This window comes from Ruegeria sp. SAZD011, assembly GCF_059612545.1.
The window spans coordinates 166,965-183,121 of record NZ_JBXWQU010000021.1; the positions used below are offsets into that span (position 1 = coordinate 166,965).

General features: G+C 61.1%; 19 protein-coding genes. 9 read left to right on the forward strand and 10 right to left on the reverse strand.

The features are described 5' to 3' along the window. Nucleotides 1-6: 6 nt before the first annotated feature. From mnmE to AC2FLM_RS08115, 3 genes are all read right to left on the reverse strand, one after another. On the reverse strand, nt 7-1,293 hold the full coding sequence (mnmE, locus tag AC2FLM_RS08105) for a tRNA uridine-5-carboxymethylaminomethyl(34) synthesis GTPase MnmE (RefSeq protein ID WP_496857117.1): 1,287 nt from the start codon (nt 1,291-1,293) through the stop codon (nt 7-9). Between the two features lie 31 nt (nt 1,294-1,324). Next, nucleotides 1,325-2,596, reverse strand: a complete 1,272-nt coding sequence (gene rho, locus AC2FLM_RS08110; protein WP_234145352.1) for a transcription termination factor Rho — start codon at nt 2,594-2,596, stop codon at nt 1,325-1,327. Between the two features lie 125 nt (nt 2,597-2,721). Continuing rightward, complete coding sequence (locus AC2FLM_RS08115) at nt 2,722-3,171, reverse strand: CopD family protein (RefSeq protein WP_234139148.1); 450 nt, start codon at nt 3,169-3,171, stop codon at nt 2,722-2,724. Between the two features lie 412 nt (nt 3,172-3,583). On the opposite strand from AC2FLM_RS08115, the gene AC2FLM_RS08120 reads away from it, so the two are divergent. Genes AC2FLM_RS08120 through dnaQ form a run of 4 tightly spaced genes read left to right on the forward strand, consistent with a single transcriptional unit; the run spans nt 3,584 to nt 6,321 of the window. Then, the gene (locus AC2FLM_RS08120; RefSeq protein WP_496857120.1) at nt 3,584-4,183 is read left to right on the forward strand and encodes a Maf family protein; all 600 of its coding nucleotides are present in this window, start codon (nt 3,584-3,586) and stop codon (nt 4,181-4,183) included. Further along, a complete protein-coding gene (locus AC2FLM_RS08125) occupies nt 4,180-5,013 on the forward strand; it encodes a shikimate dehydrogenase (RefSeq protein WP_234139146.1) in 834 nt (277 codons plus the stop codon). Before AC2FLM_RS08120 ends, AC2FLM_RS08125 begins: the two co-directional genes overlap by 4 nt. Then, a complete protein-coding gene (coaE, locus tag AC2FLM_RS08130) occupies nt 5,010-5,603 on the forward strand; it encodes a dephospho-CoA kinase (protein ID WP_234139145.1) in 594 nt (197 codons plus the stop codon). The genes AC2FLM_RS08125 and coaE overlap by 4 nt, the downstream gene beginning before the upstream one ends. Then, nucleotides 5,596-6,321, forward strand: a complete 726-nt coding sequence (gene dnaQ, locus AC2FLM_RS08135; RefSeq protein WP_234145355.1) for a DNA polymerase III subunit epsilon — start codon at nt 5,596-5,598, stop codon at nt 6,319-6,321. Before coaE ends, dnaQ begins: the two co-directional genes overlap by 8 nt. A gap of 24 nt (nt 6,322-6,345) precedes the next feature. Here dnaQ and secB read toward each other — a convergent pair whose 3' ends face one another. Then, on the reverse strand, nt 6,346-6,843 hold the full coding sequence (secB, locus tag AC2FLM_RS08140; RefSeq protein ID WP_496857123.1) for a protein-export chaperone SecB: 498 nt from the start codon (nt 6,841-6,843) through the stop codon (nt 6,346-6,348). A gap of 54 nt (nt 6,844-6,897) precedes the next feature. After that, entirely contained in the window at nt 6,898-7,395 is a 498-nt protein-coding gene (locus AC2FLM_RS08145; RefSeq protein WP_496857125.1) for an FxsA family protein, read from the reverse strand. Between the two features lie 109 nt (nt 7,396-7,504). Here AC2FLM_RS08145 and AC2FLM_RS08150 point away from each other — a divergent pair, with 109 nt between their 5' ends. Genes AC2FLM_RS08150 through AC2FLM_RS08160 form a run of 3 tightly spaced genes read left to right on the forward strand, consistent with a single transcriptional unit; the run spans nt 7,505 to nt 9,788 of the window. Continuing rightward, a complete protein-coding gene (locus AC2FLM_RS08150; protein WP_234139141.1) occupies nt 7,505-8,161 on the forward strand; it encodes a Tim44/TimA family putative adaptor protein in 657 nt (218 codons plus the stop codon). Continuing rightward, nucleotides 8,158-9,198 carry a murein transglycosylase A gene (gene mltA / locus AC2FLM_RS08155; protein WP_496857127.1) on the forward strand — a complete coding sequence of 347 codons (1,041 nt, stop codon included), beginning with the start codon at nt 8,158-8,160 and terminating at the stop codon, nt 9,196-9,198. The genes AC2FLM_RS08150 and mltA overlap by 4 nt, the downstream gene beginning before the upstream one ends. Beyond that, nucleotides 9,198-9,788 carry a Smr/MutS family protein gene (locus AC2FLM_RS08160; protein ID WP_496857129.1) on the forward strand — a complete coding sequence of 197 codons (591 nt, stop codon included), beginning with the start codon at nt 9,198-9,200 and terminating at the stop codon, nt 9,786-9,788. Before mltA ends, AC2FLM_RS08160 begins: the two co-directional genes overlap by 1 nt. On the opposite strand, the gene AC2FLM_RS08165 is transcribed toward AC2FLM_RS08160, so the two are convergent. Further along, the gene (locus AC2FLM_RS08165; protein ID WP_496857131.1) at nt 9,785-10,888 is read right to left on the reverse strand and encodes an alpha/beta hydrolase; all 1,104 of its coding nucleotides are present in this window, start codon (nt 10,886-10,888) and stop codon (nt 9,785-9,787) included. The two genes, AC2FLM_RS08160 and AC2FLM_RS08165, sit on opposite strands and share 4 nt — an antisense overlap. Nucleotides 10,889-10,920: 32 nt before the next feature. Beyond that, nucleotides 10,921-12,228 (reverse strand): ATP-dependent protease ATPase subunit HslU, encoded by a 1,308-nt coding sequence (gene hslU, locus AC2FLM_RS08170; RefSeq protein ID WP_234220907.1) that lies wholly within the window; start codon nt 12,226-12,228, stop codon nt 10,921-10,923. A gap of 191 nt (nt 12,229-12,419) precedes the next feature. On the opposite strand from hslU, the gene AC2FLM_RS08175 reads away from it, so the two are divergent. Further along, complete coding sequence (locus AC2FLM_RS08175; protein WP_496857133.1) at nt 12,420-12,809, forward strand: DM13 domain-containing protein; 390 nt, start codon at nt 12,420-12,422, stop codon at nt 12,807-12,809. Between the two features lie 57 nt (nt 12,810-12,866). On the opposite strand, the gene hslV is transcribed toward AC2FLM_RS08175, so the two are convergent. Next, nucleotides 12,867-13,424, reverse strand: a complete 558-nt coding sequence (gene hslV / locus AC2FLM_RS08180) for an ATP-dependent protease subunit HslV (RefSeq protein WP_496857135.1) — start codon at nt 13,422-13,424, stop codon at nt 12,867-12,869. 195 nt (nt 13,425-13,619) lie between these two features. On the opposite strand from hslV, the gene AC2FLM_RS08185 reads away from it, so the two are divergent. Next, nucleotides 13,620-13,814, forward strand: coding sequence for a DUF1127 domain-containing protein (locus AC2FLM_RS08185; protein WP_234139135.1), 195 nt, complete (start codon nt 13,620-13,622; stop codon nt 13,812-13,814). A 60-nt stretch (nt 13,815-13,874) separates the two neighbouring features. Here the strand turns inward: AC2FLM_RS08185 and arsJ are convergent, their stop codons facing one another. Further along, complete coding sequence (gene arsJ / locus AC2FLM_RS08190) at nt 13,875-15,152, reverse strand: organoarsenical effux MFS transporter ArsJ (RefSeq protein ID WP_496857137.1); 1,278 nt, start codon at nt 15,150-15,152, stop codon at nt 13,875-13,877. Continuing rightward, the gene (locus AC2FLM_RS08195; protein WP_496857139.1) at nt 15,149-16,147 is read right to left on the reverse strand and encodes an ArsJ-associated glyceraldehyde-3-phosphate dehydrogenase; all 999 of its coding nucleotides are present in this window, start codon (nt 16,145-16,147) and stop codon (nt 15,149-15,151) included. The genes arsJ and AC2FLM_RS08195 overlap by 4 nt, the downstream gene beginning before the upstream one ends. Nucleotides 16,148-16,157: the final 10 nt, after the last annotated feature.

Below are 16,157 nucleotides of genomic sequence, written 5' to 3' on the forward strand. Positions count from 1 at the left end.
CACTCCTCACTTACCAAGGCAGAAGGACGCAAAGATTTCGTCCAACAAGGTTTCCACACCTATGCGTCCGACCAACGACTCCAACGCACGAATAGCTGTTCGCAGCTCTTCTGCGGCAATATCATACAGGTCGGGACCTGATTCCAGAACAGCACCAGTGCGCTCCAAAGCATCCAACGCCGACTTCATCGCAATGCGGTGACGTTCCCGGGTGGCTATCCCGGCACTCGCAGAGCGGGTCTTGAGTACAGCCGATATTTGTTGGACCAGTTGATCCACCCCCTGCCCCGTTATTCCCGACACAGCGTTTTCCGCGGCGGGCCGCTGATCGGCTTTCGGCAAGACGTGCAAATCGCCGGGTTGCCGCGTTACGCCCATAGCGGCGATATCCTCGGTCAAGAACACCCGCAGGTCGGCACTATCTGCGCGACGGCGAGCCAAGGCTATACCCATCCCTTCGACCAGATCGCGGGTTTCGCGCAGACCCGCTGTATCGAGCAGAGTGACCGGCAAACCACCCAAGTCCATCCGAACCTCGATCACGTCACGGGTGGTGCCCGCCACTTCTGACGTGAGCGCCGCCTCTCGACCTGCCAACATGTTCAACAAGGTAGACTTTCCAGCATTCGGTGGGCCGATGATCGCAACTTCGAAACCGGTACGAATACGCTCGGCGATGCGGACCCCGGCGATCTCTTGTTCGAGATCCGAACGCACCCCGGCCAACAGTTCCCGCACCTCGGGGCTGACGTCGGTTGGTACCTCTTCATCGGCAAAGTCAATCACCGCTTCCAACAGGGCTGCAGCGCGAATCAGCTTTACGCGCCAACTCTCTGCCAACTCACCCAATGCGCCCGACAAGATCGCTTGTGCCTGTTTGCGCTGCGCCTCGGTTTCAGCATCAATAAGATCGGCTAGCCCTTCGACCTGCGGCAAGGTCATCTTGCCGTTTTCCAGCGCACGACGCGTGAATTCTCCGGGCTCAGCCAAGCGCAAACCGTCTAGGTCACCAAGGCACCGCAAGACAGCTTCGGTTGTTGCAAGGCTACCGTGGATTTGGAATTCGACAACATCCTCTCCGGTAAAACTGGCAGGCGCCGCAAAGGTCAGCACAACACCAGCATCCAAAGGCACGCCACGGGTATCCTTCAACTGCCGCACAGACAATCCGCGCGCGGGCAGATCAGATCCTGCCAAAAGGCTGGCCGCGTGATAGGCACGCGGACCGGACAGGCGGATGACTGCAACACCCGCCTTGCCCTGCGCCGTGGCCAAGGCAAAAATCGTGTCCATATCCTTGCCCTCGCGCTGCCTGGATACCGGATCAGGTATTCATCGAATCGAAGAATTCGCCGTTTGTCTTGGTCTGTTTCAGCTTTGACAACAGGAACTCGATCGCGTCGGTCGTACCCATCGGATTGAGGATCCGACGCAGGACAAAGGTTTTTTGCAGATCGCCCTTATCGACCAACAGATCCTCTTTCCGGGTACCGGATTTCAGGATGTCGATAGCCGGGAATACCCGCTTGTCGGCGATTTTCCGATCCAGCACGATTTCGGAGTTACCGGTGCCCTTGAATTCTTCAAAGATCACTTCGTCCATCCGGCTGCCGGTATCAATCAGCGCGGTTGCGATGATGGTCAGCGACCCGCCCTCTTCGATGTTCCGCGCCGCACCAAAGAACCGCTTGGGCCGTTGCAACGCGTTGGCATCCACACCACCAGTCAGAACCTTACCCGAGGACGGCACAACGGTGTTAAAGGCCCTACCAAGTCTTGTGATCGAGTCGAGGAGGATAACAACATCTCGTTTATGTTCGACCAGACGCTTGGCCTTTTCGATCACCATTTCCGACACCGCCACGTGACGCGCGGCCGGCTCGTCAAAGGTCGAGGACACCACCTCGCCCTTGACCGAACGCTGCATGTCGGTGACTTCCTCGGGGCGTTCGTCGATCAGCAGAACGATCAGATAGCACTCGGGATGGTTCTTCTCGATCGAATGCGCGATGTTCTGCAAGATCACCGTCTTACCCGTCCGCGGCGGCGCCACGATCAACGAACGCTGGCCCTTGCCGATCGGCGCGACCAGGTCGATCACCCGAGCCGAGCGGTCCTTGATGGTCGGATCCTCGATCTCCATCTTCAGCCGCTCATCCGGGTAAAGCGGGGTCAGGTTGTCAAAGGCGATCTTGTGCCGCGCCTTTTCGGGATCTTCAAAATTGATCTTGGTGACATTGGTCAGCGCGAAATAGCGCTCGTTATCGTCGGGCGCCTTGATCTCACCCTCGACCGTGTCACCGGTCCGCAGCGAATACTGGCGGATCATGTCGGGCGAGACATAGATGTCATCGGGACCCGGCAGATAGTTCGCTTCGGGCGAGCGCAGGAACCCGAACCCGTCCTGCAATACCTCCAGCACGCCGTCGCCGCCGATGGTCCAGCCCTCATCAGCCCGCTCGCGCAGGATCTGGAACATCATCTCGCCCTTGCGCATGGTCGAGGCGTTTTCGATCTCCAGCTCCTCGGCCATGGACAACAGGTCCTTGGGGCTCTTTGCCTTGAGATCGGCAAGATTCAGGGATTCGATCGTCATCGTATACGGACCCTCTGCCGCCCTGTGGCGGCGCTAGACGGAATATGTGAACAGGAAGGCACAGCCACCCGGACGGGCGCGTTAGCCCTTAGATAAGCGCGTAGACCAGCAGAGTCAAAGGGGGATCAGAATTTCACGATCACCGACAGCACGATCACCACCATCAGCAGTGTCGGCACCTCGTTCATCATCCGGTACTGGCGCCCGGTCAATCGGTTTTGCCCTGACAGGAAAGCGCGACGGCGGGCGTTGAGCCATTCATGGAACCAGGTCATCGCAATGACGGATACACCCTTGGTCCAGGGCCATACCTCGCCCCAGTCGACGATACCCGGCGTCAGAACCATGATCAGACCACAGACCCAGGACACGATCATCGCCGGTCGCATGATCACGCGCATCAGCTTTTCTTCCATCTCGTGAAAGATCGCTGGTGCGTTCTGCACCTTCTCAGCCTTTTCGACGTGATAGACAAAGAGCCGGGGCAGATAAAACAGACCGGCCATCCAGCTGATCACCGCCATGATGTGCAGGGATTTGACCCATGGGTACAGGGTGAACAGCAGGTCGGTCATCATGTCTCTCTTCGGGCGCTTGGTCTCGTATCTAATAATAAAAAAGAAAAGAAGAAAGATTGATGGTTTTGTAGGTCGGCCCCTTTTCGTGGATAACTGTTCTCTCCTAGCTGTTTTCCCCAATGTGAGGAAGTTTTTGCCTCTTCGTGTGATCCTGTGGAAAATTTCAACTATATCATTTGAAAGCAAAGGCTTATGGAAATTCTCATTGATGAACAAGTTCGGGGAGATACTGGGGAGCCGAGCGTATGGCCAAGGTTATCCCGCAAGCCAGGGTTATCCTTGTCCAGACGGGATGGAACTCGCGGGACTCGGGTGAGATATTCGCGTTTTCCCCGGACTTGCACGTCAAGGCGAAAAGCATGAAAACCCATACTTGAGCAATCACCAGATTTCCCACGGGGTTTTCCACATGACTGTCCCCCTCATCCTGGCATCGGGTTCCGCCATCCGGGCCCAGTTGCTGGAAAACGCGGCCGTCCCCTTTACCAAGGATGTACCGCGCGTCGATGAAGAAGCGGTAAAGGCAGCCTTGCTGGCCGAGGGCGCGCCACCGCGCGATATCGCCGATGCGCTGGCCGAGATGAAGGCACGCAAGATCAGCGATAAACATCCCGGCGCCATGGTGTTGGGATGCGATCAAGTGCTCGACTTTCAGGGCAGGCTGTTGTCCAAGCCTGACCGCCCCGAGACCGCACTGGCCGAGCTGAAACAGATGAGCGGTCAGCGGCACATGCTCTTGTCAGCAGCAGTGATCTATGAAAACGGGCAACCCGTCTGGCGCCATGTCGGGCAGGTCCGTCTGCGGATGCGGGCATTGTCCGACAGCTATCTGACAGGCTATGTCACCCGCAATTGGGACAGCATTCGCCACGCGGTCGGCGGCTACAAGCTTGAAGAAGAGGGCGTGCGCCTGTTCTCGGCCATTGACGGGGATCATTTTAACGTTTTGGGTATGCCCCTGTTGGAACTGCTCAATTTTCTGGCATTGCGCGGAGTGATTGACACATGACCGAGACCCGGATTCCGCTGGCTGGCGTGATCGGCCACCCGATTTCGCATTCGAAATCCCCCCGGCTGCATGGCCATTGGCTCAAGACCTATGGCATCAATGGCCACTATATCCCGATGGATGTCGCGCCACAGGATCTGGCTCAGGTGGTGCGCACCCTGCCCAAGGCCGGGTTCGTGGGTGTCAACATCACCATTCCGCATAAAGAGGCGGTGATGGCGGTTGCCGATCAGATCACCGACCGCGCCACGCTGATCGGCGCGGTCAATACGCTGATCTTTCGCGAAGACGGGCGGATCCTTGCCGACAACACCGATGGCTATGGTTTCATGGAGAACCTGCGTGCCGGGGCGCCTGACTGGGACCCGAAATCGGGGCCGGCGGTGGTGTTCGGCGCAGGTGGCGCGGCACGGGCGGTGATCTCGGCCCTGGCCGAAGCCGGTGTGCCAGAGGTGATCGTCACCAACCGCACGCGGGTGCGGGCCGACAAGCTCAAGGATGATTTCGGCCAGCGGGTCACAGTGGCGGACTGGGTTCAGGCCGGCAACGTGGTCGAGGACGCACGCCTGGTGGTGAACACAACATCTCTTGGGATGATCGGAAAGCCTGAGCTGCGGGTGCCGCTGGACGGGTTGCGCGCGGATGCGGTGGTGACCGATCTGGTCTATGCGCCGCTCAAGACCCGTCTTCTGGCCGAGGCCGAAGAGATGGGATGTACCACGGTCGACGGGCTGGGCATGCTGTTGCACCAGGCGGTGCCGGGATTCGAGCGCTGGTTCGGCGAGCGTCCGGTTGTCGATGCGGCCACGCGCGCGGCCGCGCTCAGATGACATTTCGACTTGGGTTGACCGGCTCCATCGGCATGGGCAAGTCGACCACGGCGCAGATGTTCGTGGACGAAGGTTGCGCGCTTTGGGACGCGGATGCGGCGGTGCACAGGCTCTATTCCAGCGGCGGCGCGGCAGTTGCGCCAATGCGGGCGGCCTTTCCGGATGCGGTGGTTGACGATCAGGTCAGCCGCCCGGCGCTGAAACGGGTCATTGCCGAGGATCCGCAGGCTCTGAAACGGATCGAGGCGATTGTGCATCCACTGGTGGCCGAGGACCGCGCCCGGTTTCGCGACAGCGCGACGGCGGATATCCTTGTTTTTGACATTCCGCTTCTGTTCGAAACCGGGGGTGAGGCTGCGATGGACGCGGTCGCCTGTGTCTCGATCCCGCCCGAGGAACAAAGGGCCCGTGTCATGGCGCGCGGCACCATGACCGAGGCACAGTTCGAACAGATCCGGGCCAAGCAGATGCCGAACGAAGAAAAATGTGCGCGATCCGATTTCGTGATCGTGACCGACACACTGGACCATGCCCGCGCCCAGGTGCAGGATATCGTCAGGCAGATACGGGCGGGGATGAACCATGCGTGAGATCGTACTCGACACTGAAACCACCGGATTCGACCCTGAAACCGGCGATCGTATTGTCGAGATTGGTGCAGTCGAGCTGTGGAACCACATCGCCACCGGCAACACCTATCACCAGTATATCAACCCCGAACGCATGATGCCCGCCGAGGCCTTTGGCGTGCACGGGATCGGACCCGACATCCTGGAGCCGCCGCAACAGCCCGAACCGGGTCAGGTGACCCTGCGGGACAAGCCGGTCTTTGCGAAGGTTGGTCAGGCGTTTCGCGATTTCGTGGCGGATTCCCATCTGATCATCCACAACGCGTCCTTTGACATGAAGTTCCTGAATGCCGAACTGCGCTGGATGGGTCTGCCTGAAATTCCGTTTGACCGGGCCATCGACACGCTGGGCATGGCGCGGCGCAAATTTCCGGGTTCGCCCGCCACGCTGGACGCGCTGTGCCGCCGGTTCGGTATCGACAACTCGAACCGGGTGTTGCACGGCGCCTTGCTGGATGCCGAGATATTGGCCGAGGTCTATCTGGAGCTGATTGGCGGCAAGCAGCCCGATTTCGGACTGTCGACTGTGGCAAGCAGCGGTGGCACCGGTGCAGAGACTGCCTGGCGCCCGATGCCACGGCCAACCCCCCTGCCCGCCCGGATCACCGAGGCAGAGCGCGCGGCGCATGCCGAGTTTGTCGAGAAACTGGGGGAAAACGCGGTGTGGAAACGCGCCTGACCGGGGTCAGGCGCGCGTTCCGGATCAGGCGTCGGCCTTTTGTTCGGCCTGCGCGGCTGCCTGCTGGCGGGCCAGTTCGGAGCGGTACAGCGCCATGAAGTCGATATTGTCGAGGTTTAGCGGCGGATAGCCACCGTCGCGGGTGATGTCGCTGACGATGCGGCGCAGGAACGGGAACAGCATCCGCGGGCACTCGATCAGCAAGAACGGGTGCAGCTGCTCGTTCGGCACACCCTCGACATGGAAGATGCCGCAATAGTCGATCTCGAACACGAACAGCACATCGTCCATGCCCTTGGCCTTGGAGGTGATGTTCAGCTTGATCGCAACTTCGTACTGATTGTCGGTGCTGCGCTTCTTGGCATCCAGATTGACCTGGACATTGACGTCGGGCTGCACGTCGCCCGAGGCGCCGCGCTGTGCCATGACGTTTTCAAACGACATGTCACGAATGAACTGACCCAATACACGCATCTGGATCTGGGGCGGCTGCTGTGCAGCGGCGGCGTCGGTCTCGGCCATGAAATCCTCCGGATTAGCAAATTCGCCACTGCTTAACAGCTTGGCGCGGTCGGCTCAATGGCGGTCGGGCCCCTCGACCCAGCCAGACGGCCCGGCACCTCTTTCGCGATGCGGGCGCACCTCTTCCCATTCGCCGTCGATCACGTCGCCAGTGTCATGAAGCGGTTGGCGCATGCCTGGCCCCGGACCCATCTGAAAGCTGGAAACCTGAACGCGGGCGCGAAGATAGCGATAGACGGCAACCCGCACGCCCGGCACCAGCAAGGCAAATCCAAGCGCATCGGTGAAGAAGCCCGGTGTCAGCAGCAAAGCACCGGAAAACAGGATCATCGCCCCATGGGCCAGCGGCTCTGTCGGGTCGTCCAACTGGTTGAAGGCACGGTTCAATTGACCCAGCGCCATGCGGCCTTGTGTCCGGACCAGCCATGTTCCCAGCACCGCGGTCAGTACCACGATGGCAAGGGTCGGCCACAGCCCGATCAACCCGCCAACCTGAATGAACAGGGCGATCTCGATGATCGGAACCAGCAGGAAGGCCAGAAACAGATACATGCAACGCGTCCTTTCGCCTATGGTCAATGGTGGACTTGCCCCCAACCGTTGCCTACATAGTGGTTCTAAGACCAGGTTACAAAGTTTCTGGCCCGAGACCGAGGACATAATGAACTCTCCCCTGATCCAGCTTCTTGTGCTGGCCGGCATTGCCATTTTCCTGATTCTGCGCCTGAAAAGCGTGCTTGGAACCCGTGAAGGGTTCGAAAAGCCGCCAGTGCCGAAGCAGCCGGAAAACCGCGCGCGGCGCGATTTCGAAGTGATCGAAGGCGGCCCCGATCGCGACATCACCGACCATGTTCCCGAGGACAGCCCGCAAGCCCAGGCGTTGGCAGCGATGAAACGGATCGAACCGGCCTTTTCGGTCAGTGAATTCGTACAGGGAGCGCGCGGCGCCTACGAGATGATCGTGATGGGGTTCGAGCGCGGCAATCTGGACGAGATCGAGCCGTTTCTGGCCGAAGACGTCTTTGAAACCTTTGTCGGTGTCGTTGCAGCCCGCGAGGATCAGGGTCTTACGATCGAGGCGGAATTCGTCGGTGTGCGGGAAACCGCAATTCAGGATGTGCATTTCGACAAGGATGGCAACCGGGCCGAAATCACCATGCGTTTCGTGGGCGAACTGACCTCGGTTGTCCGCGATCGCGGCGGCGATGTGGTCGAAGGTAGCCCCACGACGGTGAAACGGCAAAAGGACGTCTGGACCTTTGCCCGCGTCATGGGCACCGATGATCCGAACTGGCTGCTTGTCGCCACGGACGCATGATTGGCGCGCTCCGGTCGGCTGTTCTGGCAGGTGCCATGATGACCGCCTCGGCCGGAGCGGCAGAGATAACGCATACCGTCTTGTCCTTTGACCAGCTGGACGGTTGGGTGGAAGACGACCACGCGTCCGCGCTGTCGACATTCTTGAACACCTGCGACCAGTTCAATGATCCCGATTGGCGCAGCCTGTGCGCCATGGCGCGCGAGGCAACGCCCGAGACCGCGCGTGGGTTTTTCGAGCTGCTGTTTCGCCCCGTCCTGATCGAGGATGGCGAGGATGCGTTGTTCACCGGGTATTTCGAACCTGAACTTGAGGGCGCCCGGTTCCCTTCGTCCCGCTATCGGTATCCGGTTTACAAGATGCCGCCCGAGGCGCGCGCCAGCAATCCATGGCTGGACCGGCGCCAGATCCTGACCAGCGGCGTGATGGACAATCGCGGGTTGGAGATTGCCTGGGTCGATGATCCGGTCGAGCTGTTCTTTCTGCAAATCCAGGGGTCAGGCCGCATCCGCCTTCCGGATGGGCAAACCTTGCGGCTGGGATATGGTGGTGCCAACGGGCACCCCTATCGGTCTATCGGGGTCGAACTGGTGCGGCGCGGCATCTATTCCGCCCATCAGGTGAGCGCCCAGGTGATCAAGAACTGGGTTCGGCGCAATCCCGAGGCCGGGACCGAGTTGCTCTATCACAACCCGTCTTATGTTTTCTTTCGCGAGTTGAAGCATCTGCCTTCGGATCAAGGGCCAGTGGGCGCGATGAACCGGTCGGTGACGCCGCTGCGCTCGATCGCGGTCGATCCAGCCTATACGCCGCTTGGTGCGCCGGTCTGGGTCGAAAAGAACGGCGCCGGCCTGATGCGGCGACTGATGATCGCGCAGGATACCGGATCGGCCATCAAGGGAGCGCAGCGGGCCGATATCTTTTTTGGCACAGGCGATGCAGCGGGACAGGCGGCGGGTACGTTGCGTGATCCGGGCCGCATGGTGGTTCTGCTACCGATCCAGCGCGCCTATGCCCTGTTGCCGGACGGGTACTGATGACCCGGAGAAAGCTGACACGGGATGAAATCGACCTCTGGCGCAAGGTCGTCCGGCAGGCCGACCGCCTGCACCCGGAACGTGTCGACGGGGTTCACCCGCAGACGCTGCCCAAGCCGAAACCGACCAAACCGCTGCCGATGTCGCTGGAACCTTTCGAGCTAGGTCAAGCCGCGCGCGTCAATTCCGCACGCCATGTGTTGACACCCTCGGTCACAGACCGGTTGTCGCGGGCGCCGGTGCAGATGGATCCCAAGGCTTATACCCGGATGCGTCGGGGCAAGCTCAAACCTGAGGGAAAACTCGACCTGCACGGCATGCGCGTAGATACCGCTCACCCCGCCTTGACCCGCTTTATCCTGACTGCCCAGGCCCAGGGCAAGCGGCTGGTACTGGTGGTGACCGGAAAGGGCAAGTATCGCGACGAACCCGGACCCATCCCCACTCCGCGCGGGGTGTTGCGTCATCAGGTGCCTCAATGGCTGTCGCTACCTCCATTGGCGCAGGCGGTGCTTCAGGTGACGCCCGCCCATATCAGCCACGGCGGCGAAGGTGCCTATTACGTTTATCTCAGGCGCAACCGCGGCTAGCGGTCGTTGTTTTCCATTACGACGTCAAGGTTGTCACGCGCATAGGTGACAATACCGGGAAATGCGCGCTCCAGCGGCACATTTCCTGCCTCAAACAGATCTGTCATGTTGCGCGCCTCGGCGATCATTGCCAGCAGAGTGGGAGAGGTGGCGGCGACGAAATGGCCCGATTCAGCCTCGTCCGAAAACGTGCTGGTATCGATCACCGACACCGGCAAATCGGCGATCAACGCGGCCGAACTGATTTGACCCAGCCGCTCGCTGCTTTGCTTGCCGCGCAGCCGGCGCGAGAGGTTCAGCACATTGTCCTTTTCCGAGGCCATAACCACGAATGGTTGTGGCACGGTCTTGATCCGGCGCATCTGGCTGCGGAACACGTCGAGGTCCAGATCGGGCGAGATCAGGATAATTCCGTCCAGATGTTGCGCCGACCAGCCTGGGCTGGCGATCTCGATCTGGCGCAGCGCTTCCATCAACAGGAAAGACCCCATGGAATGCGCAACGACCGAGATCCGGTCGATCCGCTCATTTCCCAGACTGCGCAATAAGATTTCCAGACCATCGCGGGCAAACACCGTGCTGTCGGCATCATAGGCATAGCCCAAGGTATGGCCCTTGCTGGGCCAGGAATAGACCATCAGCGACCCGGACATGTCGATGTCATGCGCCAGTTGTGCTGCGCGATAGGCGGTTTCGGTCTGCGTGGAATTGAACCCATGCACAAAAAGGGTCAACTCGCGATTGCCGACCGATTGCTGGGACAGGTCTTGCCGTAGCCGGTCGCGAAACGCATCTGGGCTGGCGAACAGGGTCTGGCCCGCAAGGATAAACTGTTTTTCCGGGTTGGCCTGCCCATAGCCGAAATCGAGCCGACCGGGACGACGGTCGGGCGGGATCGAGACAGTCAGCTCCAACAGGCTCAGGCTCTCGCTCCGGTCGGGACCAAAAGAGCCATCGACCTGCTGCATCCGGGTGGTTGCGGCAAACACGGTGGCGGGGCTGCCAACCTTCAACGCATCCGGCGTGATCGGCGTGTAACTGCGGTCGGCACAGCCAGTGAGCAGCGCGATATACAAGATGATCGCAACCCGAATCCGCATCTCAGATCCTCTTGCTGGGTAAACCCGGGTCGCTACAGAACGTATCGACTCAGGTCGGTCGAGCGTGTCAGCTCACCGAGGTTGGTGTCGACAAACGCTGCATCCACTTTCACCGTCTCGCCCGAACGGTCGGGCGCGGTAAAGGAGAGTTCCTCGAACACCCGTTCCATCACCGTATAAAGGCGCCGCGCGCCGATATTCTCGACGCTTTGGTTCACCTCGGCGGCGATCCGGGCCAGCGCTTCGATGCCGTCCGGCGTAAAGGTGACCGTTACGCTTTCGGTGCCCATCAGCGCGGTATATTGCCGGGTGAGGGCATTGTCGGTCTCGGTCAGGATGCGCACGAAATCCTCTTCGGTCAGCGCGCGCAGCTCCACCCGGATCGGCAGCCGCCCCTGCAATTCGGGCAGCAGGTCGCTGGGTTTGGCGATGTGAAAGGCGCCACTCGCGATGAACAGGATATGGTCGGTCTTGATCGGCCCGTATTTGGTGCTGACGGTTGTGCCCTCGATCAGCGGCAGCAGGTCGCGCTGCACGCCCTCGCGGCTGACATCGGCCCCGCGCGCGTCCGAGCGGGCGCAGACCTTGTCGATCTCGTCCAGGAACACGATGCCGTTCTGCTCGACCGCTTCCAGCGCGGTCTTGTTGACCAGCTCGTCATCCAGCAGCTTGTCGGCCTCTTCCCCGATCAGGATATCATAGCTGTCGGCCACGCGCAGTTTCTTGCGGGTGGTGCGCCCGGCAAAGGCCTTGCCGAACAGGTCGCCCAGATTCATCATGCCCATATTACCGCCGGGCTGGCCCGGGATCTCGAACATCGACATCGGGTTCGAACCGTCGGCGACCTCAAGCTCGATCACGGTATCGTCCAGCTCGCCGGCTTTAAGCTTCTTGCGAAACATCTCGCGGGTGCCTTCGCGAGCGTCTTCGCCTGCAATGGCCGTGATTACTCGGTCTTCGGCCGCCTTGTGGGCGCGGGCACGTACCTCGTCCCGCATATACTCGCGGGTCTGTACGATGGCCGCATCGGCCAGATCGCGGATGATCTGTTCCACATCGCGCCCGACATAGCCGACCTCGGTGAACTTGGTTGCCTCGACCTTTATAAAGGGCGCGCGCGCCAGTTTCGCCAGGCGCCGGCTGATCTCGGTCTTGCCGACGCCGGTGGGGCCGATCATCAGGATGTTCTTCGGGTACACCTCGTCGCGCAGGTCGTCAGCCAGCTGCTTGCGCCGCCAGCGGTTGCGCAGCGCCACGGCGACGGCACGCTTGGCGTCTTTCTGGCCGATGATGAAACGGTCAAGCTCCGAGACGATCTCGCGCGGGGTCAGGTCGGTCATGTGCTCTCAATCTCGTTGTGTCGCCCCGGAACCTAAGCATGGGGGCTGAAAACACAAGCCGGTCACGCGACGTTCACCGCAGGACACGTGCTTTCAGCTATGCGTGAGGGCACCTTTCCGCCTGCCGGGCACCGGTCTATTTCTCGTCTTGCGCATCAGACGCAAAGTCCAACCAAGGGAATTCACCACTCATGATCACCCGTCGTTCTTTGTTTGCCACCGCCGCCGGCCTTGCCGTGACACTTGCTTCCAGTACCGCCACCTTTGCGGGCGGGGCAAACGGTCAGTTCGAAGGTCGCTCCAACCACGTCACCTCTGGCTCGGTGAAGCTGGTGAAAGTCGGCGAACGCTATGTTGTCGAACTGGGCGACGATTTCTCTCTCGATGGTGGTCCGGATCCGCGCGTCGCATTTGGCAAGGACGGCCACTACGATCCGGACACCAAGCTGGGTGCGTTGCTGTCGCTGACCGGAAAGCAGCGTTATGCGGTGCCGCCGACCTGGGACGTTTCCGCCTATAACGAGGTCTACATCTGGTGCGACGTGGCCGGTGTGCCGCTGGGCGTTGCCAAGATTTACTAACGGGCGCCACCACTCACTCTCTCCGCCCGCGAGGCCGCGCCTAAGGCGCGGTCTCACTTATTTTGTGATCTTCTCGACCGTCAGATTGCCGTTGGTATAGACGCAGATATCAGCGGCAATCGCCATTGCGGCGCGGGCCACCTCTTCTGCACTCTTGTCGCTGTCCATCATCGCCCGCGCGGCGGCCAGTGCGAAATTCCCGCCCGAGCCGATGGCGGCCACGTCATGTTCAGGCTCCAGCACGTCTCCCGCGCCGGTGATCACGAACATGTCCTGCCCGTCGCTGACGATCAGCATCGCTTCGAGCTTTTGCAGGTACTTGTCGGTGCGCCAGTCCTTGGCCAGCTCGACCGAGGCGCGGGCCAGTTGCCCGGGGGTCGCCTCCAGCTTGGCCTCCAGCCGTTCGAGCAGGGTAAAGGCATCTGCCGTCGATCCGGCAAACCCCGCGACCACGTGATAGCCACCCGGCGACAGGCGCCGCACCTTGCGGGCAGTGCCCTTGATCACGGTCTGGCCCAGACTGACCTGACCGTCGCCCGCGATCACCACTTCGCCGCCTTTCTTGACGCCGATGATCGTGGTGCCGTGCCAGCCCGGAAATTGATCGTCTGCCATGAATGCCTCCATCCTCTGTTGCGCCCGTATATGGGCCGTCGGGGGCGCAAGGGCAAGCTATGCATACTGCCTAGAAGTTATGCACGGATTGCATTTCGGGGCTGTCGAGCGGGCATTTGTAAGACTCGGACCCATCCCCTAGATGAGCCTCACAACCGACGCAGGGTCGGCTGTTTCATTCGAAGGAACGCGCAAATGGCATATACCACCAGCACCACAGCGCCGCTCGGAGCAGTCACCGTTCTCCGCGTGGTGGATTTCTTCTACTCGGCGAAAGAGGCCGTGGCATCCTGGAACGACTCGCGCCGCACCCGCAAGGCGCTGTCGGTTCTGACCGACGCCCAGCTGGACGACATCGGCCTGACCCGTGCCGACATCGCCAAGATCTGATCCAATCCCCACGGATCGACGTTAGAATGGCCGCTCGTGTTTCGGGCGGCTTTTTCTATTTCAGGGGGCCGCCCTGTTGGAAGTTGCAGCATGCAACTGTCCGGCGGCCAGCGCGCTGAGCGCGACCATCACCGCCGCAGTTCCCAAGCAAGCGGGTACTCCGCCCAATTGATAGGTCAGCCCGGACAGCAGTGTGCCCAACAGGCGCCCCGCCGCATTCGCCATGTAGTAGAACCCCACGTCCATGGTGACCCGTTCGTCCTTGGAAAAGGCGAGGATCAGATAGGAATGCAGCGAGGAATTGACGGCGAAAAGCGCACCAAACACCAGCAGGCCCGATACCAGAACCACCGTCAGCCAGGGCTGTGGCCCGCCGGCCATCAAGGTTGCGCCCGTCAGAAGTGCCGGAACGAGGGCCAGCCAGGCCGCCCAATGGCGGGCAGCGGCGATCAGATCACCCTCGCCCCGCGATGCGGCGCGCAGCAGGCGCGGGGCCGAGGCCTGAATCGCGCCGTAGAACACGATCCACCCCGCCATGAACCCGCCGATCATGAAAAACGCGGCGCGGTTGCCCGCTGCGCTGCCGTCGGAAAGGACCGCGTAGAAATAGACCGGGATGCCGACCACGAACCACACGTCGCGGGCGCCGAACAGGAACACCCGCGCCACCGAGAGCCAGTTGATATTGGTGGATTTCGAGAAGACCTCGGAGAATTTAGCACCCTTGCGGCCCTTGGGCAGGCCTGCGGGCATGGCGACCAGCACTGCCAGCAGGATTACGGCCAGGATGGCGGCCATACCCAGCGTTGCCGCTGAGAAGCCAGCCAGCGCCAGCAGGACAGCGCCGAGCAGAAAGCCGATCCCCTTGACCGCGTTCTTTGACCCGGTCAGCAGGGCGACCCAGCGAAACAGACCATCGCCTTCTTTCGGCGCCAGCAGCTTGACCGCCGATTTCGATGACATCTTGGCCAGGTCCTTTGCCACGCCGGACAGGCCTTGCACGATCATGACAAAGACCACCGATGTGGCGATCTGCCAGCCCGGATCCAGTTGCGCCAAGGCGACCAGCGCGCCCACCTGAAGCGCCAGCCCGGCATAGAGCGTCGCCGCCAGCCCGAACCGCGCCGCGATCCAGCCCGCCGACAGGTTGGTGACCATGCCCGCGACCTCGTAGAGCACAAACAGATAGGCCAGTTGCACCGGGCTGAAGCCCATCATGTGGAAATGGAGCAGCACCAGCATGCGCAGCGCGCCATCGGTCAGCATGAAAGCCCAATAGGCGGCGGTGACGGCGATATAGGCCGACAGCCCGCCGCGCTCGGACGGGGCCCGGGTCACAGGCTGTCACCCACCATACAGGCCACATCCACCAGCCGGTGGGCATATCCCATCTCGTTGTCATACCAGGCATAGACTTTGACCTGGGTGCCATTAATCACCATGGTCGAGGGCGCATCCACGATCGAAGAGCGCGGATCGTTGGTGTAATCGGCCGAGACCAGTGGCCGCTCCTCATATCCCAGGATACCGTCCAGCGGCCCTTCTGCCGCGGCCTTGAACAGCGCGTTGACTTCTTCGGCGCTGGTCTCACGGGCGACTTCGAACACGCAATCGGTGATCGAGGCATTCAGCAACGGCACCCGCACCGCATGGCCGTTCAGCTTGCCCTTGAGCTCGGGATAGATCAGCGTGATCGCGGTGGCGCTGCCGGTCGTGGTGGGGATCAGCGAATTCAGCGCCGAGCGCGCCCGGCGCAGGTCCTTGGCGGGGCGGTCGACGATGGTCTGGGTATTGGTGACATCGTGGATCGTGGTGATCGAGCCGTGCTTGATCCCGATCCCCTCGTGCAGGACCTTGACCACCGGCGCCAGGCAATTGGTGGTGCAGCTGGCGGCGGTAACGATCCGGTGGCGCGCGGGCTCGTAGATATCGTGGTTGACGCCATAGACGATGTTTGCCGCATCGCCGTCCTTGACCGGGGCCGAGACCACCACCTTTTTGACGCCCGCGTCGAAATAGGGGGCCAGTTTCGCGTCGGTCTTGAAGACGCCGGTACAGTCGATCACCACATCCACCCCATCCAGCGGCAGATCCTCGATCCGGCGGCTTGTGTGGACCGGCATCCGGGTGCCGTCGATGGTGATCGACTGGTCATCCCAGCCGAATTCGGCCTGCCAGCGACCATGTACGGTATCGAATTCCAACAGATGCGCGAACATCTCGGGGCTGCCCACAGCATCGTTGATCCACGCGATTTGCGCGCCACGTTCCAGCAACGGCTTAAGGGCCAGCTTGCCCATGCGGCCAAGTCCATTCAGGGCGTAAACGGTCATGATAATTCCT